The following is a 23,292-nucleotide window of genomic DNA, read 5'->3' on the forward strand; positions in this document are numbered from 1 at the left end:
CCCATGCTGGATCTAGTGCTCAAAAACGGCCGCATCGTCGACGGCAGCGGCAATCCGTGGTACCGGGGCGACGTCGGCGTCAAGGACGGACGCATCGCCGCCGTCGGCCGCATCGACGAGGAGGCGGCCGCGACGGTCGACGTCCGAGGCCAGGTCATCGCGCCGGGCTTCATCGACGGCCATTGCCACTCCGACCTGATGATCCTCGACCATCCGCTCAGCGAGATCAAGCTCAGCCAGGGCGTCACCGCCGAGGTCGTCGGCAACTGCGGCCTCGCGCCGGCGCCGGTGTTCCCGGACCGCGAGGAGCTGCTGCGCAGCTACATCTCGCCGGTCATCGGCAGCACGAAGCAGGACTGGCAGTGGAATACCGTCGGGGAATACATGAACTACGTCGGCCGCTCCGCTCCAGCCGAGCATATGGCGACCTATGTCGCGCATGGCGCGCTGCGCATCGCCGTCATGGGCTTCGACAACCGTCCGGCGACGCCGGCGGAGCTGCAGCGCATGAAGGAGCTGCTCGAGGAAGGACTGCGAGCCGGCGCGATCGGCCTGTCGATCGGCCTCCTCTACTCGCCCGGCAGCTACACGTCCAAGGAGGAGCTGGCCGAGCTGTGCTCGGTGCTGCCGCGCTACGACGGCCTGCTCAGCACGCATACCCGCGGCGAGGGCAACAACCTGCTGCCGTCCGTGCGGGAGGTCATCTGGATCGCCGAGCAGGCGGGCATCCCGCTGCATGTGAGCCATCTCAAGGCCGCCGGCAAAGCCAACTGGGGCAAGGCGCTCGAGGCGATGGAGCTCGTCGAGGACGCCCGCGCCCGCGGCATGGACGTGACCGTCGACGTCTATCCGTACAACGCCGGCTCCACGTCGCTCACGACGATCCTGCCGCCGTGGGTGCTGGAGGGCGGCATCCCGGGGGCGCTCGAGGCGTTCCGCGACCCGGCGCTGCGCCGCCGCATCCGCGAGGAGCTCGGCCGCGAGCAGGACGACTGGGACAACCTCGTCTGCTCGACCGGCTGGCAGAGCGTCTTCGTCGCCTCCGCGAGCGGAGCGAACGCCGGGCTCGAGGGCAAGCACATCGCCGAGATCGCCGAGGCGCGCGGCGTCCACCCGGCCGACTGCATGATGGACCTGCTGCTGGAGGAGGACGGCCAGGTGCCGATCGTCTACTTCCACATGTCGGACGACGACGTGCGCCAGGTCATCGGCTACAGCCGCTCGCTCATCGCCTCCGACAGCCTCACCTGCGAGACCGGCATGCCGCATCCGCGCCTCTACGGCACGTTCCCGCGCGTGTTCGCAAAATATGTGCGAGAGGAGCGCGTGCTGACGCTCGAGGACGCCGTGCGCAAGCTGACGAGCTTCCCGGTGCAGCGGTTCCGCCTCGGCAAGCGCGGCCTGATCGTGCCGGACTACGCGGCCGACCTCGTCGTCTTCGACCCGGATACGATCCGCGACACGGCCACCTACTCCGAACCGAAGCAGCAGCCGGAAGGCATCTCGACCGTCGTCGTCGCCGGCCGCATCGCCATGCAGGACGGCGCGCATACCGGCGCGCGCGGCGGCGGCTTCCTGCGCGCCTCGTCTTGCGCTTGCGGCCACGGGTACGCGCATGGCGGCGCCGGCCGCTGAGGCCGAGGCCGGCCGATGCGGCATCGCCTCTGGGCCAAGTCGGCTCGGAGCAAGCGGCTCCAGGCTGTCGCCGGCGGATTTGCCGGGATTTCGCCGGCCCCCATTTCCCAAGAAGAGAGGAACGAACTCATGTCCATCATCGAAAAACGTCTCGCCGAGCTCGGCATCACGCTGCCGGAGCTGCCGGCCCCGAAATTCTCCTACATCCCGGTCAACCGGACGGGCAATCTGATCTACACGTCCGGCTTTGACTGCCGCATCGACGGCGTGCTCCTGTACGAAGGCAAGGTCGGCTCCGACCTGACGATCGAGCAGGGCCAGGAAGCGGCCCGCCAGGTCGTTGTCAACCTGCTCGCCGCCATGAAGGCGTACCTCGGCGATCTCGACCGCGTCGTCAAAATCGTCAAGCTGCTCGGCTTCGTCAACAGCGCGCCGGGCTTCGGCGACCAGCCTTACGTCATGAACGCGGCGTCCGATCTGCTGATCGAGGTGTTCGGCGAAAACGGCCGCCATGCCCGCTCTGCCATCGGCACGAGCGATCTGCCGTTCCACACGCCGGTCGAGATCGAGCTGATCGCGGAAATCCGCGACTAGCCCGAATCGGATGGTTTTTGCGATCTAACGATACCGACGAGCGCTATTCAGCCTTTTTGGCGGGGGAAAAGCTCATCCTGGAGCTATAAGCCCGCTCCGTATCGTTACGTTTTTTGCGAGCCTCTTTTGGCGTAAATAGCGTGTGAGTATCGTTGGAGCTGCGAACGGCCAGGATCGTCCTGTCCTGCAGGCAGCCGCATTTTGCGGCTGCTTTTTTATTTGAACGCGTTGTTCCAACAGGGATTCTCTGGCCGCGGCAGCTGGACAATCCCTGTTTTTCGTTTGCGCAGCCGCGCATCTACTCCTAGAAGCTGCACAGGCCGAGCACCAGCTTGAAGCGCTTCTGCCGCTTGCGGCCCGACTTCCAGCCGTCCCGCGTATCCAAAATGTACACGCGGCGCCCGATCCACAGACGGACATACAGCGACCGGATCCGAATCGGTCCGACCGCGCCGCGCCGCTCCTCCTCCGTGCCGTCGGCATGCTCGATTTCCGTCCGCAGCCACCACCGGTTGCCGATGCCGGCTTCGATGTATTTCATCTCCGTTCCTCCTCCAGTTGTTTCCTCTGAAAACTTAATATACATTATGTACATAACTTCACAAAATGGACGTCATGGCGTATACTTAAGCGGCAGAGATTAAAGCGCTTGCAGGACTTGGGGGCAAGCTGAAGGCGCTGCGGCTCGCCGCAGGCCGATGCCTCGCTTCGCGCGGCGCTTAAACCAGATCGAAAGGGGAACGACAACGATGGGACGTCTGACAGGCAAGACGGCGATCATTACGGGAGCGGCTACGGGCATGGGAGCGGAGGAGGCGCGTCTGTTCGCCCGCGAGGGAGCGCAGGTCGTGCTGACCGATGTGAACCTCGAGGCGATGAATCAAGTCGCGGAGGAGATCAAGGCGGCAGGCGGCGAGGCGCTGGCGCTCCGGCATAATGTCGCTTCCGTAGAGGAGTGGACGAAGGTCGTCGAGGAGACGGTCGCCCGCTTTGGCAAAGTCGACATCCTCGTCAACAACGCCGGCATCGCGGCGCGCACGACGATCGGCAATCTCGACCTGGCGGAGTGGCAGCGCGTGCTGGACATTAACCTGACCGGCTGCGTCGTCGGCATGAAGGCGGTCATTCCGGAAATGCAAAAGGCCGGCGCCGGCTCGATCATCAACATCTCCTCGATCGGGGGCATCGTCGGCATGGCCGGCTCGAGCGCCTATACGGCGGCCAAGGGCGGCCTGCGCACGCTCACGAAAGCGGCTGCCGTCGAATACGCCAAGCAGAGCATCCGGGTCAACTCCGTCCATCCCGGCATCATCGTCACGCCGATGACCGAGCCGTCGATGAAGGACGCCATGCCGTATTACCAGACGTTCACCCAGCTGCCGTACTTCGGCAAGCCGGAGGATGTCGCGTACGGCGTGCTGTTCCTCGCTTCGGACGAGTCCCGCTTCATGACCGGCTCCGAGCTCGTCATCGACGGGGGCTGGACGGCTCTGTAAGCTTTTGACGGGAAAGACGGCCCGAGCCAGACGCGGGGCGCGCCCGCTTCATTCGCCCCGTGCGGGTCTAAAAAGCCGTTTCTTTCCGTGTGGACGGAAAGAAACGGCTTTTTCTGCGCGCAGCGCGGTGCGGACCTGTCCGTCTTGCGAGCGGGAGGCTTGTGACGATCAGCAGCTTCCACAGAGGCCGTTTAACTTGTCGAAGTGCCGTACCTGACCAATACCTTCATCGCCCATTCCGGAGGTTCTTTAATACAACTTAATAGCTGATCCGAGGCGATCTCAGCAATAATTATCAATAAGAATGACTTCGTCCGCTATTCCGAGGGCGGGGCCAAGATTCTGAAGAGATTGCCCATACCTCCACCGAATATCCGTTTCGGAAATCCAATGCCCTCCCTGCTCCACTCTGGATGCCACCCGGTCAATATGCATGTGCACATCCATTAGCCGATGTAATAGAGAACAATCTGATATCCTTGATCCTTGGACATTTGCGACAATCTGGCTCATCAGCCGGCTCAAGGTGCTTTCCCCCGCTCCGTTCCGGCAAAGACCGTCATGACAGCTTTACGGCTCATGCAGTACCCGTTCGACTCGGTTGCCCGATTCGTCAATCATGATTTCAAACTTCTTCCCGTCCGCGGACTCGCGGATTCTTTTCTTTTCTCTAATATAATAAATGGATGCCCCAGCTCGTTTGGCTTCCGTCCTCGCTTGATCGGCAGCCCGGTCCAGGATGGCTTGCAGTTTCTTCTCTTCTCTGAAGCATCAGCAAAGTCTCCTTTTCATCCTGTAATCTGCTCATTCATTACATGCCAAATAACCGTTTAACTTCCATCTCTGCTTTTTCTCGTTCCTTCTCGCTTCTGAGCGGAAAATGACCTGTCCACCGTGCGAGCCGGCCGATTTAACCGCTCGTCTTTCCGCGCCCGGAGCCTGCCCAGGCAGGAAGCTCCCGATACGGACCGAAGATCGACAGGTCCATGAGCTGCGCGGCGATCTCCTTTTCGGCATAGGGCATCTGCTGCTCGATCCACCAGATGATGACCTCGACATAGGCGGCTTCGGTATACTTGAGCGTCACGTCGCGGCGGGCGGTCAGCAGCCGGTCGTCCGGCTGGGCGAAGGCAAGTCCCTCGGCCACGAACTGGCGGACGACTTCCAGCATGCCCGCGGCAAGCTCGGGCACGCGCCTGCGGACGAGCAGCGCGTGATAGACGTCGTAGCGCTCCGCCAGGTGCCGGAACAGCCGCACGAAGCTCGGATGAGGCTCGCCGCTCGCATAGTCGTAGTCCGGCGGCTGGCCGCCCGGATCGAACACGGCGACGCGCAGCTCCTCCAGCAGCTCCGCGATGTAGTCGGCGAGCAGCGCCTGCTTGTCCTCGTAATGAAGGTAGAAGGTGGCCCGCTTGACCGTCGCCCGGTCGGCCAGCTCCTGCACGGAGAAGCCGTCCAGGCCGCGCTCCTCGGTCAGCTGCACGAGCGCTTCCCGCAGCAGCCGGCGCGTCCGCTGCACGCGGGGATCGACTTTGGCTGGTTTCATCGTTTCGGCCTCCTCTTCGCTGTCCATCTCCTTGTTCCGCTAGTATAGCCGCCAGAAAAGAAAAGAGGAAGCTCCAACCTGCCTGGAAGCGCCAGAAGGGCTCCAAGGCGGGAAAACGGCTCAGGAAGCCTTTGCGGATGCCTGCAGCGCGCGGCTCCCGAAGCGCAAAGTTCTTATTGATTAATCCTCCCTTTTTTCTTATAGTAAGTTCCGAAAATCTTTCTATTTTATAGCAAAAAATCTTTCATCAGGAGGTAAGGTGAAATGAAAAAAGCAAGCGCATTCCTGGCAGCCATGCTGCTGGCTTCCGCGCTCGGCGGAACGGCGTTCGCCGCGAATGAGGCGAAGAGCGGCACGACGCTCAAGACATCGGTGGAAGTATCCGGCTCGAAAACGACGACCGATGCGATCATCGCGGACGGCGTGCTGTACGTGCCGATCCGCTCCGTGGCGGCCGCGACCGGCTACAAGACGGAGTGGAACAGCGCGAAGAAGGAGGTGCGGCTGTACACGCTGGCGAGCGGCCAGACGGCGAAAGCGGTGAACCGGATCGCGCCCGCCCAGCAGGTGGAGCTCAAGCGGCTGGATATCGCTTTTTACCTCGACGACAAGCTGACCGCTCTCGTCGGTGCGGACGGCAAAGCCATGCAGCCGCTGTTCCAGCAGGACACGCTGTTCCTGCCGATGCGGGCGCTGGCCGATGCGCTCGGCCTGACGGCGTCCTGGAACGCCAAGGAGAAGAAGCTGACGCTCGGAAAAGCCGACGAGTCCGGCTCGACCGTTGTCGTTCCTGTCAAAGGGGACAAGGGCGACAAAGGGGACAAAGGGGACAAGGGCGATAAAGGCGACACCGGCTCGCCCGGCCCTGCAGGAGCGCCTGGCGCGACCGGCGCTCAAGGCGACAAAGGTGAAAAAGGCGACGCCGGCGCGCAAGGTCCGGCGGGTCCGAAAGGCGACAAAGGGGACAAAGGGGACAAAGGCGACACCGGTCCGGCGGGTCCGCAGGGCGAAAAAGGCGACAAGGGCGACACCGGAGCGCAAGGCCCGGCGGGTCCGGCAGGAGCTAAAGGCGACAAGGGCGACACGGGCGCAACGGGTCCGGCGGGCCCGAAAGGCGACAAGGGCGACACCGGCCCGCAAGGTCCGGTAGGCCCGGCAGGAGCCGTCGGTCCCGAAGGAATCCCTGGTCCGCAAGGTCCGCAAGGCCTGCAAGGTCCAAAAGGCGATCCGGGACCGGCAGGAACGGGATCGCTGCCCGCCATGTCGGCGTACACTTCGAACGGCGTGGTTTCGACTCTGCTGCAAGGCACGAGCATTCCCTTGCCGACATTTGTCGCCTCGGACAGCGCATTTTCCAGGAGCGGCGACCACACCCGCTTCACCGTCCTTCAGTCCGGCTGGTATTACTTGAGCTACAGCATCCGCAGCACGTCGGCCGCGCCGGCGAGCTCGCGCATTGTGGTCAACGACGTGGAGAAAACAGAGCTGTCGAACGACAACCTGGGCTTGAGCCAGTCCCGCTGGCAGGCGGCCGGACTCATTCATCTGCAAGCGGGCGACGTGGTATCGCTGCAGCTGTACGACTATATGGGAAGCGTTCAACTGGATGGCGGACAAGGGGCATCCCTGTCCCTGATCCGGATCGCCCTCGACAGCACGATCTGACCGGATGCGGCCCGGGCCGCGTCCAGCCGGCGTCATTGCAGAAGGCTTCTTTTCAGCCGGAGACGAGCCCTTTCTCCGGCTTGTCTTCGTGGACCGCCGCTTCCTTCGGCCGGGAGAACGCGAGTCCCTCGGCGACGTACGGGCGGGCGATCTCCAGCATGCCCGCTGCACGCGGAGATCGGCTTTGGGCGGTTCCATCGTTCCGGCCGCTTTAGGATGGATCTATCCGTTTTCATTCCCATAATGACGATACTCTCACTGTGCATTTTTATAGAAGGATACTTTTTATCAGGAGGTAAGGTGAAATGAAAAAAGCAAGCGCATTCCTGGCAGCCATGCTGCTGGCTTCCGCGCTCGGCGGAACGGCGTTCGCCGCGAACGAGGCGAAGAGCGGCACGACGCTCAAGACATCGGTGGAAGTATCCGGCTCGAAAACGACGACCGATGCGATCATCGCGGACGGCGTGCTGTACGTGCCGATCCGCTCCGTGGCGGCCGCGACCGGCTACAAGACGGAGTGGGACAGCGCGAAGAAGGAGGTGCGGCTGGATACGCTGGCGAGCGGCCAGACGGCGAAAGCGGTGGACCGGATCGCGCCGGCCCAGCAGCTGGAGCTCAAGCGGCTGGACATCGCATTTTACCTCGACGGCAAGCTGACCGCTCTCGTCGATGCGGACGGCAAAGCCGTGCAGCCGCTGTTCCAGCAGGACACGCTGTTCCTGCCGATGCGGGCGCTGGCCGATGCGCTCGGCCTGACGGCGTCCTGGAACGCCAAGGAGAAGCAGCTGACGCTCGGAAAAGCCGGCGACGAGTCCGGCTCGACCGCTGTCGTTCCTGTCAAAGGCGACAAGGGCGACAAAGGCGACAAAGGCGACAAAGGCGATAAGGGCGATAAGGGCGACTCCGGCGCTGCGGGATCGAGCGGCGCGACCGGCGCTCAAGGGTCGAAGGGCGACAAAGGCGACGCCGGCGCGCAAGGCCCGGCAGGTCCGGCAGGAGCCAAGGGGGACAAGGGCGACACCGGCGCGCAAGGCCCGGCGGGTCCGGTCGGAGCCAAAGGAGACAAAGGCGACACCGGCGCGCAAGGCCCGGCAGGTCCGGCAGGAGCCAAAGGGGACAAGGGCGACACCGGCGCGCAAGGACCAGCGGGTCCGGCAGGCCCGAAAGGCGACCAGGGCGACATCGGCGCGACAGGTCCCGCGGGAGCCACAGGTCCACAGGGAGCTGCAGGCCCGCAGGGAGCTATGGGACCGGTAGGCCCGCAGGGCGCGCAAGGCGATCCGGGGCCGGCCGGAACGGGCTACCTGCCGAGCATGTCGGCGTACAATACGATTCCCGAAGACAGGATTATACTCGATTCGAATGGAAACAACATTCGCTTCACTCAGCTCACCTCAACGCCCAACAGCTCCATTGCTGCGGATATATCGAGCGGCCGATTCACCATCGACAGCAGCGGCTATTACTATCTGTCTTACAGCATTCGCAGCAATCAGACGAGAGCCGCCAATTCTCGAATCCTTGTCAACCAATTGGAAATACCGGAATTCTCGAACCTGAACCAGTCGAGCCAGAGCCGCTGGCAAGCATCCGGGCTCATCCGGCTGAATGCCGGAGATGTCGTTTCCCTGCAGCTGTTCGGCTCCATCGCGGGCTCGGTCGATCTGGATGGCGGCCAGGGAGCTTCGCTTACGCTTATCCGGGTTTTCTAAGGCCCGAGATAGATGTCCACGGCTGCCGTTCTTGCGGCAGTCGGGAAGCCATCTTGCCGGAGACGAACCCCGTCTCCGGCTTTTTATCCTGCCGGCGGCCCCATCGGCGCTGCCGGCGGCCTCATCCCTGCCGATCCGTTTGCTTTCGCCCCCCGGCATGAGGCATGATACGGACAGAGAAGCCCGGCCCGCAGCGGCAGGGGACGAAGGAGAGGACAACATGCGGATCCATGTGCTCGTAGCCGACGACGATCCCCATATCCGCGAGCTGCTGAGGCTCGTGCTGACGAGGGAGGGCTACGCGGTCGCCGAGGCGGCGGACGGCGAGCAGGCGGCTGCCGTGCTGGAGCGGGAGCAGGTTCATCTGGCCGTCGTCGACGTCATGATGCCCCATAAGGACGGGCTGCAGCTGACGGAGGAGATCCGCCGGCACTACGACCTGCCGGTCATCCTGCTGACGGCGAAGGGCGAGATGGCCGACAAGGAAAAGGGCTACTCGGCCGGCACCGACGACTATCTCGTCAAGCCGTTCGAGCCGCAGGAGCTGCTGTTCCGCATCCGGGCGCTGCTGCGCCGCTACCGGATCGCCAGCTCCGAGACGATCGCGCTCGGGCGGGTCGTCATCGACCGCCAGAGCTACGAGGTGACGGCGGGCCGCGAGACGCTCACGCTGCCGCTCCGCGAATTCCAGCTGCTCTCGCAGCTGGCGAGCCAGCCGGGGCGCATCCATACGCGGGAGCAGCTGATTTCGCTCATCTGGGGCGCCGACTACGAAGGCGACAGCCGCACGGTCGACGTCCATATCAAGCGGCTGCGGGAGCGCTTCGAGGCGTACCGCGACGATTTTACGATCGTCACGATCCGCGGGCTCGGCTACAAGCTCGAGCCGGGAGGACGCCGCGGATGAGGACGCTCTACTTCCGCATCGTGTTCATCTTCGTGCTGATCGCGCTCGCGAGCGGCCTCGGCGGCCTCGCCGTGACGAGCTTCTATTATGAAGCGAAGCTCAAGTCGGGCAGCGAGCACGCGATGGAGGAGGCGTCACGGCAGGTGCGCGAGCTCGACGCGCTTGCCGGAGCGGAGCGCAGGGAGCAGACGCTGCAGGCGGTGTCCGGCCTCAGCTACCAGCTTTACGTCGTGCGGCCTGACGGCTCGGCGCAGACGTACGGAGCGGCTTTTCGGCACGGCTTCCTCCCCCCGGAGAAGGCTGTGCGCGAGGTGCGGTCCGGCGGCATCTACCCCGGCATGACCGAGGAGGACCGGCGGTTCAAGCTGCTGGCCTATTTTGAAAACAGCCCTCGGAACACATACGGCTTCCCGCTGCCCCGCCCGGACGGCGGCATCGATGCCGTCTTCATCCGTCCGGATCTGGAAAGCCAGATCGGCGAGGTGCGGATCATCCTCGCCGTGCTGCTCGCCAGCACGTTCGGCCTCAGCCTGCTGCTCATCGCGGCGCTGAGCCGACTGATTGTCGCGCCGGTGAAGCGGCTCACCCGCGCGGTCCAGCGGATGGCGGCCGGCGATTATGACGTGCGCGTCGATACGGCCCGCCGCGACGAGATCGGCGAGCTTGGACGGCGGTTCACCGCGATGGCCGGCGCGGTGCGCCAGCTCGACCGGATGCGCCAGGAGTTCGTCGCCAACGTCTCGCATGAGTTCCAGTCGCCGCTGACGTCGATCCGCGGCTTCATCCGCACGCTGCTGGACGGCGGTTCGGCCGCGCGGGACGAGGAGGCGCGCCGCTATCTGACGATCATCGACGAGGAGAGCCGCCGTCTCAGCTCGATGAGCCGCCAGCTGCTGCTGCTCGCCGACGTGGACCGGCCGGACCGGGCGCTCGACAGGCGCTCGTTCCGGCTGGACGAGCAGCTGCGCCAGGCGATCCTGCTGCTCGAATGGCAGTGGACCTTCAAGGAGCTGGAGCTCGATTTGGAGCTGCCGGAGCGGACAGTTTTCGCGGACGAAGGGCTGCTCTACGAAATCTGGCTGAACCTGCTCGGCAATGCGATCAAGTTCAGTCCGCAGGGCGGCGTCATCGGCGTCTCGATGCGCGTCCTGGAGAACGGGCGGGACGGAAGCGCCGACATGGATCATCCGCTCGCGGAGGGGACGGGGCGGCCGGCAGGACGCTCGCAGGAGCGCCGGGACAACCGGAAGGCGTCCGCCGGCCGCTGGCTCGAGGTCGTCATCGCGGACGAAGGGCCGGGCATCCCGCCGGAGGAGCTGCCGCACATCTTCGAGCGGTTCCACAAGGCCGACCGGGCGCGCACCTGGCAGGCCGGCGGCATGACGGAGCATTCATCCGCCGGCCAGCATCGGGAGGGCTTCGCGCCGGAGGACTCGTCCGCAGGCGTCCTCGCGGAAGGCGGCGGCGCGCCTCGGCGAGATCCCCGGCCGCTGTCTCCGGGAGGCGGGCAGGCATCGCCGCCGTCGGGCGCGGGCAGCGGGCTCGGCTTGTCGATCGCGCAGCGCATCGCCCGCCTGCACGGCGGAGACATCGAGGCGCTGTCGGAGCCGGGCCAGGGAGCGGCGTTCCGTGTGACGCTGCCGGAAGGCGGCGCGCAGGGCCGGGAGGGAGGCGGAGCGTGAAGGAAGCGGGCGCGGCCGCTCCGCGGCAAGCCGGATGGGAGGGGCGAGGTCCCCGCTCCTCCGGCTTTTTCGCTTGCGGCCGGAGCGGCTGCCGAAAGCGCCTTCGTCTGTGGTATGCTGGGGGGAGCCGCGCCTCGGGCGCCAAGAATAATCAAGCAGAAAGAGGGAGAGCGATATCGAACGGAAGCAGAAGTCCCGCCTCAACGCCGTATCGGCCGTCGTGCTGGTGCTGCTCGGGCTTGCGCTTGCCGCGCTGTGGATGGATCATGTGCATCGGGATGGACGCCAGGAAGCCGTCACGGTCCTGAAGGCGATTGAAGGAGAAGAGCTGGTGTTCGCATCGGAGGACGGCGAGGACCTGCGAGCCGAAGCGCCGCAGCTGCTGCTGCCGCTGCTGGAGGTCGGACGGGAATATCGCATCGTCGTCGACCGGAACCGATTCCGCCATGCGGTGCTTCAGAAGATCGAGCCTCACGACGCTTCGCCGAAATAGCGGACGCTCCTCCCGATCGCGGCAACGCTGCGGCTGTCCGGCGCGTATGAAGCGGGTGAAGCGAGGACGGACATCAATCAGGAGGGGTGCGGACATGGAGCAGGATCAACGACAGCCGGAGCGCTCGATCGTCACGGGCGGAGCGGCACCGGCGCCGGAGCTGACGAGCGCCGCTGCCGGACAAGCGCAAGAGCGCCCGGACGGCGAGGCGGGAGCCGGTGGAGGGCGGCAGGTGGAGCGGCCATTCGCGACGGACGGGGAACCGTCCTCCAGCGAGCCGCTGCGTCCGCTCGATCTGCGGGTCATCCGCGCCCGCCGGCTGGAGGGGGCGGTCACGAGCGGCGTGTATGCCGCCGTCGTGCTGGCGCTGGCTCTCCTGAGCGCCCGGTTCGGCTGGCCGTGGTGGATCGCGGCCGGCGCCGGAGCGCTCGCGCTGGCCGGGGCGGCGCTGGAGCTGCTGTGGCTGCCGAGGCTGCTGCATCGCAGCTGGGGCTACCTCGTGCGAGAGCATGAGATCGAGCTGGCCCATGGCTTCATCGTCCGCAAGCGCACGCTTGTCCCGGTCGCGCGCATCCAGCATATCGACACGAAGCAAGGCCCGATCCAGAAGCGCTGCGGCATCGCGACGCTGACGATGGCGACGGCGGCCGGCAGCCACGCCATCCCCGGCTTGCCGGAGGAGCAGGCCGAGGCGATGCGGAGCCGGCTGGCGGAGCTGACGAGGAGGGCCGACGATGAGATCTGAGGCCGCCTCCGCAGAGCTGCGGCGCGTGCATCCCGCCTCCATGCTGTTTTTCCTGGCGAAGGGAGTCAAGGAAATGTACGGCATGCTGCCGCTGCTGCCGCTTTTTGTGCTGTGGGTGCCGAGAGCGACGGGGCTGGATGTGAGCCGGATCGGCCTGGGAGCGCTGCTCGGGGGCGTCGGGCTGTCCGCGCTGCTCGCCGCCGCCTGGCTGCGCTGGAGGGGCTTCGGCTACGCCGCGGAGGCGGGTGCGATCCGCATCGAGCAGGGCGTATGGAGCCGCCGTACGATCTGGATCCAGCGCGAGCGCATCCAGTCCGTCGACACGAGGCAAAATCTCGCCGAGCGCGCGCTCGGCCTCGTCCAGCTCCGCATCGAGACGGCTGGGGGCGGCGAGAAGGCCGAAGCTGTGCTGCCGTCGTTATCCGCCGCCGAGGCGGCACGGCTGCAGCGGCTGCTCGGCTTCGCGGAGGCCGGAGCGGCCGAGCCGGAGGAGCCTGCCGCCGGCGTGGGCGCGGGGGCTGAAGCCGTGCGGCGGGCCGCCGCGTCCGAAGCGGGGAGAGACATAGGCCCCGATGGGCTCGAGCGCGAAGCCGGCGCTGTCCTGGCTGCGTCTGACGCGGCGCGGCAACCGGAGCCGACGTTGGACGCGGCAGCTTCGGCGGCAGGCCGGCGGACCGAGCTGGCGGTCGGCCAGCGAAAGATCCGGCCGGGCGACCTGCTCGGCTACGCGCTCACCTCGTACCGGACCGGCCTCGTCTTTCTGTTGCTGGCCGGCCTGCTCTCGCGTGCGGCGGACAGCGGCTGGCTGCGGAGGCTGGACATGCAGGCCGAGCTGGAGCAGCTGTTCGGGGATTATGTTCTCGCGGCCGCGAGCCTGCTGCTGCTGCTCGCCGCCTGGCTGCTGACCGCGCTGCAGCTCCTTAATGCGAACTGGGGCTTCCGGCTCGAGCGCCGCGGGCGCAAGCTGCATGTCGAGCGCGGCCTGCTGGAGAAGAAGCGGCAGACGATCGACATCGCCCGCATCCAGGCGCTGGAGCTCGCCCAGCCGCTGCTGCATCGGCCGCTCGGCTGGGTGGCGGTGCGTGCCTTCATCGCCGGCAACGCCGAGGAGAAAGAGCGCCATCTGCTGCTCTTTCCGCTGCTGAAGCGTGCGGAGGCGGAGGCGTTCTTGCGGGAGTTTGCTCCGGCGTTCGTCCTCCCGGCGGACTGGAGCCGGCTCGAGCGCTCCGCCTGGACGGCCTACGCGGGCTGGCCGGCGCTCGCCAGCCTGCTGCCGGCAGCGGCCGGGTGGATCTGGATCCCGGAGCCGTACCGCTGGCTGGCCGCGCTGCTTCCAGCTGCCGTGCTCGCGTACGGCCTGCTGGAGCACCGCCACGCGGCTTGGGCGCTGGAGGCGGGCCAGCTGTCGCTGCGCCGCGGCGCGCTCATCCGCTCCGAGCTGCTGCTGCCGGGCAGGCGCATCCAGTGGCATCGGATGAGCCTTTCCCCTATGCAGAGGCGCCGAGGCCGAGCGAGCTTGTCGGTCAGCATCGCGACCGGCAAGGGCGCCCGCTCGTTCCAGCTGCGCCATGCCCCGGCCGCGGCGGTGGAGCGGCTGCTGCGCCAGCTGAGCTGGCGGCCGGGGCGCGGGAGCGGATCGCCTGCCGCTGTGCGATCCGCTCCGCAGTCGGAGTAACGCCCGCATATGTGGTAAATATGCCACTGATGCACGCCGGAGTCGGGGAAACGCCCGCCCAGTTAATCAAGTCCACTCTAAAAAAACTTGCCTGACCGGACCCTCTGTCCGTGTCAGGCAAGTTTTTTTGCGGTTCAGCGCGGCATCGCCGGAACGGGCGTCGCTGCGCCGCGCTCCCAGTCGCCTCGCAGCAGGCCGTAGCCGAACGAATCGTATAGCCGGCCCTCCTGCGGCCAGCTTTGGCGGTGACAGCTCTCCAGCACGAACAGCGTGCCGCGAAACGCCGCCTGCATCCCGGCATTGTCGGTCCGCGTGTGGCCTTCGATGCGGATCGCAGACGGGAATTCCCGGAACACATAGTCCGCCATCCAGCGCAGCGTGGAGCGAGCCGCTCCCTGGCGGCGATACGCCTGGCGGATGCGCAGGTCGAACAGCAGGGTCGGGTCCTGCGTGTCCATGATCTTGAGGAGGCCGGCTTTGGCGCCGGCGGCGTCCTCGATCCAGAACGTCCTCGTTTCATCCCCGTGATAAGCCCCGTCGTCGAAAGCCTTGCGAATCGTCTCGGCCTCCGGCCGCACGATGCCGTGATAAGGCCAGGGCTCGCCCGTCAGCAGCGCGGCGAGCGCTTCGCGCTCCTCCGCCGACGTGCCGACCGGAGTCCAAGACCAGCCGGCGCCGTCCATCTCGTCGATCGGACCGGCAAACTCGCCCGCACTCGATTCGCGCTTGTCGCCGCCGCTCTCGTCAGCCCGCTCGCCGTCGCTCTCGTCAGCCTGCTCGCCGCCGCACCCGCCCGCCTGCTCGTCATCGCTCCCGTCCATCTCTGCCGCCGCATCCCGCCTATACTCCAGCCCCAGCTCCTCGAACCAGCGGTTCAGGCCGGACCACAGCCGCTCGCACGCAGCGTGCAGCTCGTCCGCATGCTGCAGCCGGCCGGACTCGCTCAGCGCCGCCAGCTCCGCGAAGCCGTCCGGCTGCGAGGGCAGGGCGGCCGCCTCCCGCAGCGTGCGGACGCGCGTCGTGAACGGCCGGCGGTTCGCCAGCCCGATCAGCTTGGCCGCCTGCCACGTCAGGTCCATCGCCGCCCGCGGCAGATGGCCGTTCTCGCCGCTTGCCCGGAGGTTGCGGATCTTGCCCATCGTCTCGTACGGCTCCCACACCATGAACTCGCGCATGACGCCGCGAAAAGCCTCCTCGCTCCCGTCCAGCGCCGCCTGCGCGCCGAGCGCGAACAGCCCTTTCGGATCGTGGAGCGGCATCACATGCGTGAAGCTGCCCGCCCAGATCGGCCAGCCGTCGTCGACGCGCGCGGCGCGGGCCAGATAGCCGGCGCGGGTCCGGCAGCTCAGCTCGAGCTTGAACGGCAGCTCCACGAATTCGTCGCCAGGCAACGGCTCCGCTCCGTCCGGCGCGACGACATGCAGCTCGAGATCGGAGCAGGGCTGGTCGGTGCCGCGGGCGACGGAGCCGTACAGGCCGATCGCGAGGATGCGGCCGGGATGCTCGGCGAGCAGCCGGTCCTTGACGCGATGGGCGTAGGCGAGCTTCTGCTCGCGGGTCGTGGCGGCGGGATAGGGCAGCATGGAAAGATCCTCCTTGGCGGTCATTTCGTCCATCCCTAAGTATACCTGCCCAAGGCGGGCCGGAGGCGGTCAAGAACGGCTGAAGCCGATCTTCCCCGGCCACGACGCCGGCGCAGCAAAAAAAGCCGCTCCGGCGTCGTGGCCGGGACGGCGAGGGCGGAGCGTCGGCAGCTCTAAGGGCGCAGCTCCGAAGCGGTCAGCTCGGGCGCGGCGAGGCCGTTCTCCAGCCAGACGTTCTTGAAGTCGACCCAGCCGAGCCGGTTGAGGCGGACGCCATGCACGGACGGATGGAGGTAGGTGCTGAGCTGCTGATGGTGGAGGAAAATGAGCGAGCCGTCGTCGCGCAGCTGCTCCTCGACCTGCCTCATGATCTGGCGGCGGCCTACCGCGTCCGGCGTCGCCAGGGCGGCATCGATCCGTCCCCGGATCCAGCTTCGGGTATCGTCGGTCAGATAGTTCCCGAGGATGCAGTCGCCATGCTCGTAAGCCTCGATCTCGCATACCTCGTCCTCGGCGATGACGATGCACCAGACCGTCAGATCGGCCTCGCGAAAGCCGTGTTTGGATGCGATCGCCTCCAACTTCGTCTCAACCCGGATGCCCCACTCGGCGAGCTTGCGCGCGGCCCAGTCGACTTCGTCCTTGTACTTGGCTACGGTCGTCAAGCGGATCGGCGTGCCGTCGTATTCCGCTTCGCGCAGCGCCGCGCGCAGCCGGTCCGGCCGCGGCGGCTCGGGGGAACGCAGCGCGCTCGTCTCCGGCAGGAAGCCGTAGGCGGGCAAGACGCTCTTGTCCTTGAGCTCGTCGAGCAGCTCGGACGGATCGAGGATCATGCGCACGGCCCGCCGGAACGCCTCGGACTGATGCGGACCGGGCTTGTTCATGTTCCAGCCGAGCATGGCGCAGCCATGGTTGACGTTGTGGATGGACGACCATCCCTCCGACGGGGGAGCCGTCTCGGGCTCGTTGAAGAAGCCGTCGCGGATGCGCAGCAGTCCGGGAACGCTCGGCGTGACCTGGACCGGCTGGCAGCCCTCGGGCAGGACGACCATATCGACGGCGTCCAGATAGGGGCGGCCGCCATAATACGGCTCATGGGCGCCGAGCTCCAGGCCGCAGGAGGTGTGCTTGAGCAGCCGGAACGGACCGGTGCCGATCGGCCGGCGCCAGAATTCCTCCTCGGGCAGGCCGCGCAGCCCTTCCGGCAGCAGCGAGGCGGCGCCGGCGCAGACGAAGCGATCGAAGATGAAGTTCGGCTGATGCAGATGGAAGCGTACGACATGGGTGCCGACCGCCTCTACGCTCCGGACGCTGCGCATGAGCCAGCGATTGGGGCCGTGGCGCAGCCGCTCGAAGGTGAAGGCGACATCGCGCGAGGTCAGATCGGCGCCGTCGTGGAACAGCACGCCCTTGCGCAGGAAGAAGGTCCATACGGTTCCTTCGCCGTTCACGCTCCAATGATGCGCGGCGGCGGGGACGATTCGCTCGTTCTCCTCGCTGTACTGGAGCAGCCGGTCGTACAGCTGGCGCATCACATGCGCGTCCAGCGCATAGTTGAGCTGGGAAGGATCGAAGGTGCGCACGCCGTACAGCAGCGGGAAGCGCAGCGTGTCGCGAGACGGCTGGCCTTGCTGCTGCTCCTTGCGGTAGCCGAACCGCCCGTCGAGCCATTCGAGAAACCGCTCCTTCGCGGAGGTGCCTCCGGCATGCCGGCCGATCAGCTCGAAGGCGGCCGGGTAATTGCCCGCCTCGGCTTCCGCCTGGAGAAGCTCCATCAGGTACGGCTCCTTGGGGCGGAGAAAGACGATCCGCGAGCGATGGCCGCGTCCGCGTCCCGGCAGCCACTCGATCAGTCCCTCCTCCTGCATCCGGCGGAGGATGAGCTTGGCGTTGCGCGGCGTGCAGAACAGCGCGGCGGCGATGCCGTCCAGCGTCGCCTCGACGGGCGAGCCTTCTGCCGCAACGCCCGAAAACCGCTCCAGCAGGGACAAGTAGCGTTCGGCTGCATACATTGGGGTTGGCCTCCTTCTGGCTGGAAAATGGCAAAAGAGGAAAAGAGTCGAAGCGATTATACGCTTTTTAGCCCCTTTTGCCTAGCGCATACTTGGTTCAGAACGAAACGAACGGGAGATGAGGGCATGTTGGAGGATCAATACGTGTCGGAGAAGCTGGAACAGTTCCGCCAGGAGGAGTGCCGGAACGTCAGCGGCAAGGGAGCGCTGCTTGGCAAGCTCGGCGCGAGGGCGTTCAGACGATGGAGCCGGATCAATCGGACGGGAGATGAGGAGCATGATGGAGGAGCAATACTTGGCTGAGAAGCTGGAGCAGTTCCGGCAGGAGAAGTACAGGAGGATGGAGCGGCAGGGACGATGGCGTCTGGAGCTGGAAAAGGACGAAGCGCCGGCTGGCCGATCGGGACGCTCCCGGCTCGGCCGAGCGCTTGCCGCGATCGCCTCGCTGCTGGCTATGCGCCGCTGATGCGGCGCTTTTTCTTTTTAGGCCCGCAGGTAAAAGAGGAAAAGAAGATGGAAGGACAGGCTCCTTTTTGGCGATGGCCATTGATGACAACTCTCTGCGCGGCGATCATCCTGTGGGAAAAAGCGAATAATAGGTTTGAAATGAGGGTATATTTGGAACTATAATTTAAAAAAAGTCCCATTTTTGAAAATAGGGGGGTGAGTGGATTGAGATACGAAAGGTTAACTAAGCTTTTTTATAAAGTGGATCGGGAAACGTTGGCCAAGGAATTAGATCATAGAAAAAACGGTTACGGCAGCTATTTGAGCTCATTATTCATTAAGGGATTTAGAAAAGGACAAACGACGGCAGATTCATTCGAGTTGTTTTATGTAAATACGCATGAATTAATGAGTCTTAACAACGAAGTGTTGTTGAACAGCTCGAAGATTTCTTCTCTCATCAGCAAGCTGCCTGATTTTATCGTAGAGCCTTATTTCCAAAAGCTCATCGTTAACGAGGCGCAGAGCAATAATGAAATTGAAGGCGTACGCAGTACGAAGAAGGAACTGCAGGAGGCTCTCCGTGAAGTCAAAAATGTGGAGCCTAAACACAAAAGATTTAAAGGTTTGATGAAGACCTATCTTTATATCGATCAGATCGACGCGTTCGAAAAAGTTCAAGACTTTAGAAGCTTGTACGATGAGCTGGTAGCCGATGAAATTAAAGCCGAGGACAGACCGGATGGCGATCTGTTCCGGCAAGGCCATGTCGAGGTCAACGATGGCCAGGTCACAACTCACATAGGCGTGAGCACGGAAAAAAACATTATCGCGTCGCTCGGGGCGCTAATTCATTATTTAAAGGATGACGCCCATCCTCCCTTATATCGTTATATGGTGGCCCATTATTATTACGAGTATATCCACCCCTTTTATGACGGCAACGGGCGTACGGGACGTCTGCTTGTAGGCAGTTACTTGTCGCGCTATCTGGAGAAGTACTCCGCGATTACATTCTCCTATGCGATCAACAAGAATAAAGCCAAGTATTATCGAGCGCTGGAGGAAATCGCATTCCCTTTGAATCAAGGCGACCTGACCTTCTATCTGATCGACATGCTGGAGCTGCTGTCGACGGGTCAAAAAAGCATCATCGAAGACTTGGAGCTTAGCCTGATCAAGCTCGAAAGAATCAATGAATATATGAAAAAAGAAAAATGGTCAAAAGCCGGAGATGCAAGACAGATTTTGTCTTCCATGCTGACGATCAATGTCTTTATCGCCGAAAACACCGTTTTATCGTTGAAAGAGTTGATGGGCTACACCGGCAAGTCCAGGCATAAAGTGAATCAGGCGGTGGATTACCTCGTTCAAGAAGGATACATTGAGGTGGTTGCGAAGAAGCCGAAATCAATTCAAATCTGCGACGGCTGCATAGAAAAAATATTATCTCTGTAAGAAAAGGCGCCCTTTTCCGATCGTCCGCCTCGCCCGTCCAAGCCATCTGCGAGACCCCCCCATAGAGTAGTAGAGCAGCGACAAGCTGCGAGCGACAAGGGGGCGGTTCGCATGATGGATTGGCAATGGCTGCCCGCCGTGCTGCTGCTGCCTGCCGCGGCCGGCGTCTGGTGGATGGCCGGACAGGCCGGGGCTTGGCTGGCGGAGCGGAGCATGCCGGAGCATGAGCCGGGCGAGATGCTGGTGAAGTTCGCCGAAGGGCTTGCTGCGGAGGGCAGGCACCGCATCCACCGCCGCTGCGGCTGCGAGGCGGTCGAGGAGCTTGGACGGACAGGCTTGCATGTCGTCCGCTCCGTCCGCGGCCGAGCGAGCGCGCGCAAGCTCAAGGCGCTGTACGAGCGGCATCCCGGCGTGGAGTTCGCGGAGCCGAACTACGTGTACCGGACATGCCTCGTGCCTGGCGATCCCTACTACAGCCTGCAGCACGGGCCGAAGCAGATCGGCGCGGAGCGGGCCTGGGAGAAGACGCGGGGCGACCGCAGGATCATCATCGCCGTGCTCGACACCGGCATCGACTCGTCGCATCCGGATCTGGCGGATAAAGTGCTGCCGGGAAAGGACTTCGTCGATCCGGCCGGTACGGGCGAGGACGGCAACGGCCACGGCACGCATGTGGCCGGCATCGCCGCGGCGGAGGCGGACAACGGCATCGGCATCGCCGGCATCGCGCCGGGCGTCTCGCTGCTGCCGGTGCGCGTGCTGGACGCCGCCGGCAACGGGACGCTGCGGCGCATCGCCGCCGGCATCCGCTATGCCGCGGATCAAGGCGCGCATGTCATCAACCTGAGCCTCGGCGGTCCGGCGAGATCGTCGGCGCTGCGGGCGGCGATCCGCTACGCGGTCGCCAAGGGCGCCGTCGTCGTCGCCGCGGCGGGCAACACGGGCTCGTCCGATCCGGTCTATCCCGGCGCCTACGACGAGGTGATCGCCGTCGGCTCGGTCGATCCGCAGGATCTGCCGTCGGCGTTTTCCGCGTACGGGCCCTGGGTGGAGCTTGCGGCGCCCGGCGAACGGATCGCGTCCACGTATGCCGGCGGCCGGTACACGTACTTCAGCGGCACCTCGATGGCCGCTCCGCATGTGGCCGGCACGGCCGCGCTGCTGGCGAGCCTCGGCCTCACCGGCGAGCAGATCCGCGCCCGGCTGCTGGAGACGGCCGACCGGTCCGGAGACGGCGGACTGTGCTGGAGCTGTGGCCGCGTCGACGCCGGACAGGCGGTAGCGGGCGGCGGCGAAGGCGGAACGGACGGAGCCGCCTGACCGGCGAGTCTGGCGGGAGCGGCAAAAAGAGCCTTTCGAGTCGAATCGAAAGGCTCTTTGCAATGGGAAGGGGAGGGGCGCATGCCGAGAGCGAAGCGGCAGCCGGCGGCTCCTGTCTGCCCGTCCGGGCGCCGCGCGCGAACCCGCTCAGAGCGCCTCGCCCTCCTGCAGCGTCCGGGCAGGCGAGGGGCCGTCATGCTCGTGCAGATCGAACATGATCTTGTAGATGACCGCGGCCGCCAGAGCCAGCAGGGCGAGCGCGCCGAACGTCCAGGGGAAGCCGATCCATCCGCTCAGCGGAATGGACAGCGGCGCGACGGCGCGCCCGATCGTGAAGCGCAGGCTCGAGGCGGCGAAGTATTGCCCGCGCATGCGCTCCGGCGCGAGCCGGCTGACGAACTGCTGCTGGGGACCTGCGCACAGCAGCTCGCCGAACGAGAACAAGGCGACGATCGCGACGAGTCCCGCGAAGCCGAGCGGCTGGCTGAACAGAGCCATCGCTGCCGCATAGCAGACCGCGCCGCCGATGAAGATCCAGCGGTCCTTCTTGCGCGAGGCCCAGCGGGTTACGGCGACGGTGAACAGCGCGACGAGCAGCCCGTTTTCGGCGACGAGCAGGCCGAACGTCTGCGCGCCGGCAAGCTCGACGGCCGAGCCGCTCCAGAGCGGCGTCGACGGGTAGGCCTCCTCCAAATAGACCGGCAGCAGCAGGTCGAGCTGCATGAACGTCTGCGACAGCAGCACGCCGGCCAGGATGAACAGCAGGAACACCCGGTCCGAGCCGATGATGCGGTAGCCCCGGATCTGCGCGGCCAGCGCTTCCTTCCAGGATGCCGGCTGAAGGGAGGCCGGCCCGCCTGCGGGCGGGCCGGCGGCAGGCATCGTCTCGCGCAGCCGCCGCGAGAGCAGCGCGGCCAGCAGGCCGCAAGCGATCGCGCCCGCCGCCGGCAGGATCGTGCTCTGGGCGGCATACAGCAGCGAGCCGAGCAGCGGTCCGACGACGACCGCGATGTTCACCGACGTGTAGAACACGGCGAAGACGGAGGCGCGGTCCTTGACCGGCACGACGTCGGCGACCATCGCCTGGCTGGCCGGCTGGTACAGGCTGATGGAGCCGCTCGCGAGCGCGAAGCCGGCGAACGAGAGCGCCGGCAGGCCCGCCAACCCGCCTGCCGCCAGCAGGCCGTAGCCGAGCGACTGGCCGCAGGCGGCGAGCACCATGATGCGCTTGCGGCCGTAGCGGTCGGTGAAGTAGCCTCCGATCAGATTGACGAATACGGCGGCGAGCTGCGACAGCACGAGCAGCAGCCCTGCCGTGCCTTTGCCGAAGGCGCGCGCGAAGTAAATGGCGAGGAAAGGAAAGAATGTCCAGAAGATGACGTTCGTGACAAACTCCCCGCCGAGGCGCAGCTTGAGGTTGGCATCCCAGTGGCGGAGCTTCATTCGGGCACTTCCTTTACGGAATCCTTTATCGATAAGAGAACAGTCAAGGAGCATCGTATCCGGTTTCCTTTGACTTTGTCAACGCTTATCTTTACAATCTAGGAAAGGAGCCGCGCAGGCGGCGAAGAGCGAGGGGGAGGATACGGATGTCGACGAAAGACAAGCAGCCGGACAGCGCCAGCGCGACCCGGACCCGCAGGCAGATCGTGGATCTCCTGAAGCAGCACGGCCCGCTCGACGCCGCCGCGCTGGCCGGACGCCTCGGCGTCTCCGGCATGGCGGTGCGGCAGCATCTGTACGGACTCGAAAAGGAAGGGATGATCGACCACCGCGAGGAGCCGCGCGCGATGGGCCGTCCGGCCAAGCTGTGGGGACTGACGTCCGAGGCCAACCGGCTGTTCCCGGCCGGCTATGCGGAGCTGACGATCGGCCTCATGGACTCGGTGCGCGAGACGTTCGGCGAGGAGGGGCTGGAGAAGCTGCTCTCCGTCCGCAACGGCAAGCAGATCGCCCACTATTCCTTGTCGGAGGGCGAGGCGGAGCAGGCGCGGGACGGCGGCTCGCTGCTGGAGGAGAAGCTGCGGCGGCTCGCGGAGTTCCGCACGGCGGAGGGCTATATGGCCGAGTACGAGCGCGAGCCGGACGGCACGTATGTCTTCACCGAGAAGCATTGCCCGATCTGCGACGCCGCGCAAGCCTGCGCGAGCCTGTGCCGGTATGAGACCGGCATGATCCGCGGCGTGCTTGGCGACGGCGTCGGGGTGGAGCGGACCGAGCATATGCTGAGCGGAGGCCGCCGCTGCGTGTACCGCATTACGCCGTGAGCGCGGGGCAGCCGGGGGCAATAGGGCCCATGCCAAAAAGCTTCTCCATGCAGCC

General features: G+C 65.2%; 20 protein-coding genes. 15 read left to right on the forward strand and 5 right to left on the reverse strand.

Annotated elements, in window-relative coordinates; all coding sequences use genetic code 11:
• Positions 1 to 3 precede the first annotated feature (3 nt).
• Both NYE40_RS01970 and NYE40_RS01975 read left to right on the forward strand, forming a co-directional pair.
• The gene (locus NYE40_RS01970) at positions 4 to 1,635 is read left to right on the forward strand and encodes a D-aminoacylase (protein ID WP_339279218.1); all 1,632 of its coding nucleotides are present in this window, start codon (positions 4 to 6) and stop codon (positions 1,633 to 1,635) included.
• A 129-nt stretch (positions 1,636 to 1,764) separates the two neighbouring features.
• Positions 1,765 to 2,229 (forward strand): RidA family protein, encoded by a 465-nt coding sequence (locus NYE40_RS01975; protein ID WP_028599365.1) that lies wholly within the window; start codon positions 1,765 to 1,767, stop codon positions 2,227 to 2,229.
• Positions 2,230 to 2,533: 304 nt separating this feature from the next.
• On the opposite strand, the gene NYE40_RS01980 is transcribed toward NYE40_RS01975, so the two are convergent.
• Positions 2,534 to 2,770, reverse strand: a complete 237-nt coding sequence (locus NYE40_RS01980; RefSeq protein WP_028599366.1) for a DUF3977 family protein — start codon at positions 2,768 to 2,770, stop codon at positions 2,534 to 2,536.
• A gap of 208 nt (positions 2,771 to 2,978) precedes the next feature.
• Here NYE40_RS01980 and NYE40_RS01985 point away from each other — a divergent pair, with 208 nt between their 5' ends.
• Positions 2,979 to 3,725 (forward strand): glucose 1-dehydrogenase, encoded by a 747-nt coding sequence (locus NYE40_RS01985; protein WP_028599367.1) that lies wholly within the window; start codon positions 2,979 to 2,981, stop codon positions 3,723 to 3,725.
• A 910-nt stretch (positions 3,726 to 4,635) separates the two neighbouring features.
• Here the strand turns inward: NYE40_RS01985 and NYE40_RS01990 are convergent.
• The gene (locus NYE40_RS01990; RefSeq protein ID WP_028599368.1) at positions 4,636 to 5,271 is read right to left on the reverse strand and encodes a TetR/AcrR family transcriptional regulator; all 636 of its coding nucleotides are present in this window, start codon (positions 5,269 to 5,271) and stop codon (positions 4,636 to 4,638) included.
• Positions 5,272 to 5,535: 264 nt separating this feature from the next.
• Between NYE40_RS01990 and NYE40_RS01995 the strand changes: the two genes are divergently transcribed.
• The 7 genes from NYE40_RS01995 (at position 5,536) to NYE40_RS02025 (ending at position 14,150) form a co-directional block, all read left to right on the forward strand.
• Entirely contained in the window at positions 5,536 to 6,936 is a 1,401-nt protein-coding gene (locus NYE40_RS01995; protein WP_052333347.1) for a stalk domain-containing protein, read from the forward strand.
• Positions 6,937 to 7,241: 305 nt separating this feature from the next.
• Positions 7,242 to 8,648, forward strand: coding sequence for a stalk domain-containing protein (locus NYE40_RS02000; RefSeq protein ID WP_052333348.1), 1,407 nt, complete (start codon positions 7,242 to 7,244; stop codon positions 8,646 to 8,648).
• Positions 8,649 to 8,868: 220 nt separating this feature from the next.
• Positions 8,869 to 9,555 (forward strand): response regulator transcription factor, encoded by a 687-nt coding sequence (locus NYE40_RS02005; protein ID WP_028599369.1) that lies wholly within the window; start codon positions 8,869 to 8,871, stop codon positions 9,553 to 9,555.
• Positions 9,552 to 11,237 (forward strand): HAMP domain-containing sensor histidine kinase, encoded by a 1,686-nt coding sequence (locus tag NYE40_RS02010; protein WP_339279219.1) that lies wholly within the window; start codon positions 9,552 to 9,554, stop codon positions 11,235 to 11,237. The genes NYE40_RS02005 and NYE40_RS02010 overlap by 4 nt, the downstream gene beginning before the upstream one ends.
• Before the next feature lie 220 nt (positions 11,238 to 11,457).
• On the forward strand, positions 11,458 to 11,730 hold the full coding sequence (locus NYE40_RS02015; RefSeq protein ID WP_028599371.1) for a hypothetical protein: 273 nt from the start codon (positions 11,458 to 11,460) through the stop codon (positions 11,728 to 11,730).
• 94 nt (positions 11,731 to 11,824) lie between these two features.
• Positions 11,825 to 12,475: a PH domain-containing protein gene (locus NYE40_RS02020; RefSeq protein ID WP_052333349.1), complete on the forward strand. Its 651-nt coding sequence runs from the start codon at positions 11,825 to 11,827 to the stop codon at positions 12,473 to 12,475.
• Positions 12,465 to 14,150 (forward strand): PH domain-containing protein, encoded by a 1,686-nt coding sequence (locus tag NYE40_RS02025; protein ID WP_028599373.1) that lies wholly within the window; start codon positions 12,465 to 12,467, stop codon positions 14,148 to 14,150. The genes NYE40_RS02020 and NYE40_RS02025 overlap by 11 nt, the downstream gene beginning before the upstream one ends.
• Before the next feature lie 134 nt (positions 14,151 to 14,284).
• Here the strand turns inward: NYE40_RS02025 and NYE40_RS02030 are convergent, their stop codons facing one another.
• Both NYE40_RS02030 and NYE40_RS02035 read right to left on the reverse strand, forming a co-directional pair.
• The gene (locus NYE40_RS02030) at positions 14,285 to 15,733 is read right to left on the reverse strand and encodes a kanamycin nucleotidyltransferase C-terminal domain-containing protein (RefSeq protein ID WP_127464383.1); all 1,449 of its coding nucleotides are present in this window, start codon (positions 15,731 to 15,733) and stop codon (positions 14,285 to 14,287) included.
• Between the two features lie 173 nt (positions 15,734 to 15,906).
• Positions 15,907 to 17,745: an ABC transporter substrate-binding protein gene (locus NYE40_RS02035; RefSeq protein ID WP_339279220.1), complete on the reverse strand. Its 1,839-nt coding sequence runs from the start codon at positions 17,743 to 17,745 to the stop codon at positions 15,907 to 15,909.
• Positions 17,746 to 17,871: 126 nt separating this feature from the next.
• Between NYE40_RS02035 and NYE40_RS02040 the strand changes: the two genes are divergently transcribed.
• From NYE40_RS02040 to NYE40_RS02055, 4 genes are all read left to right on the forward strand, one after another.
• Positions 17,872 to 18,048 carry a hypothetical protein gene (locus NYE40_RS02040; RefSeq protein ID WP_156876712.1) on the forward strand — a complete coding sequence of 59 codons (177 nt, stop codon included), beginning with the start codon at positions 17,872 to 17,874 and terminating at the stop codon, positions 18,046 to 18,048.
• Positions 18,023 to 18,211 carry a hypothetical protein gene (locus NYE40_RS02045; protein ID WP_127464384.1) on the forward strand — a complete coding sequence of 63 codons (189 nt, stop codon included), beginning with the start codon at positions 18,023 to 18,025 and terminating at the stop codon, positions 18,209 to 18,211. Before NYE40_RS02040 ends, NYE40_RS02045 begins: the two co-directional genes overlap by 26 nt.
• A gap of 257 nt (positions 18,212 to 18,468) precedes the next feature.
• On the forward strand, positions 18,469 to 19,650 hold the full coding sequence (locus NYE40_RS02050) for a Fic family protein (RefSeq protein WP_339279221.1): 1,182 nt from the start codon (positions 18,469 to 18,471) through the stop codon (positions 19,648 to 19,650).
• 111 nt (positions 19,651 to 19,761) lie between these two features.
• Complete coding sequence (locus tag NYE40_RS02055; protein ID WP_052333351.1) at positions 19,762 to 20,970, forward strand: S8 family peptidase; 1,209 nt, start codon at positions 19,762 to 19,764, stop codon at positions 20,968 to 20,970.
• A gap of 147 nt (positions 20,971 to 21,117) precedes the next feature.
• Here NYE40_RS02055 and NYE40_RS02060 read toward each other — a convergent pair whose 3' ends face one another.
• Positions 21,118 to 22,413: an MFS transporter gene (locus NYE40_RS02060; protein WP_028599375.1), complete on the reverse strand. Its 1,296-nt coding sequence runs from the start codon at positions 22,411 to 22,413 to the stop codon at positions 21,118 to 21,120.
• A 146-nt stretch (positions 22,414 to 22,559) separates the two neighbouring features.
• On the opposite strand from NYE40_RS02060, the gene NYE40_RS02065 reads away from it, so the two are divergent.
• Entirely contained in the window at positions 22,560 to 23,237 is a 678-nt protein-coding gene (locus NYE40_RS02065) for a metalloregulator ArsR/SmtB family transcription factor (RefSeq protein WP_028599376.1), read from the forward strand.
• Positions 23,238 to 23,292 lie beyond the last annotated feature (55 nt).

This window comes from Paenibacillus sp. FSL W8-1187 (assembly GCF_037965485.1).
GTDB lineage: Bacteria > Bacillota > Bacilli > Paenibacillales > Paenibacillaceae > Paenibacillus_O > Paenibacillus_O pasadenensis.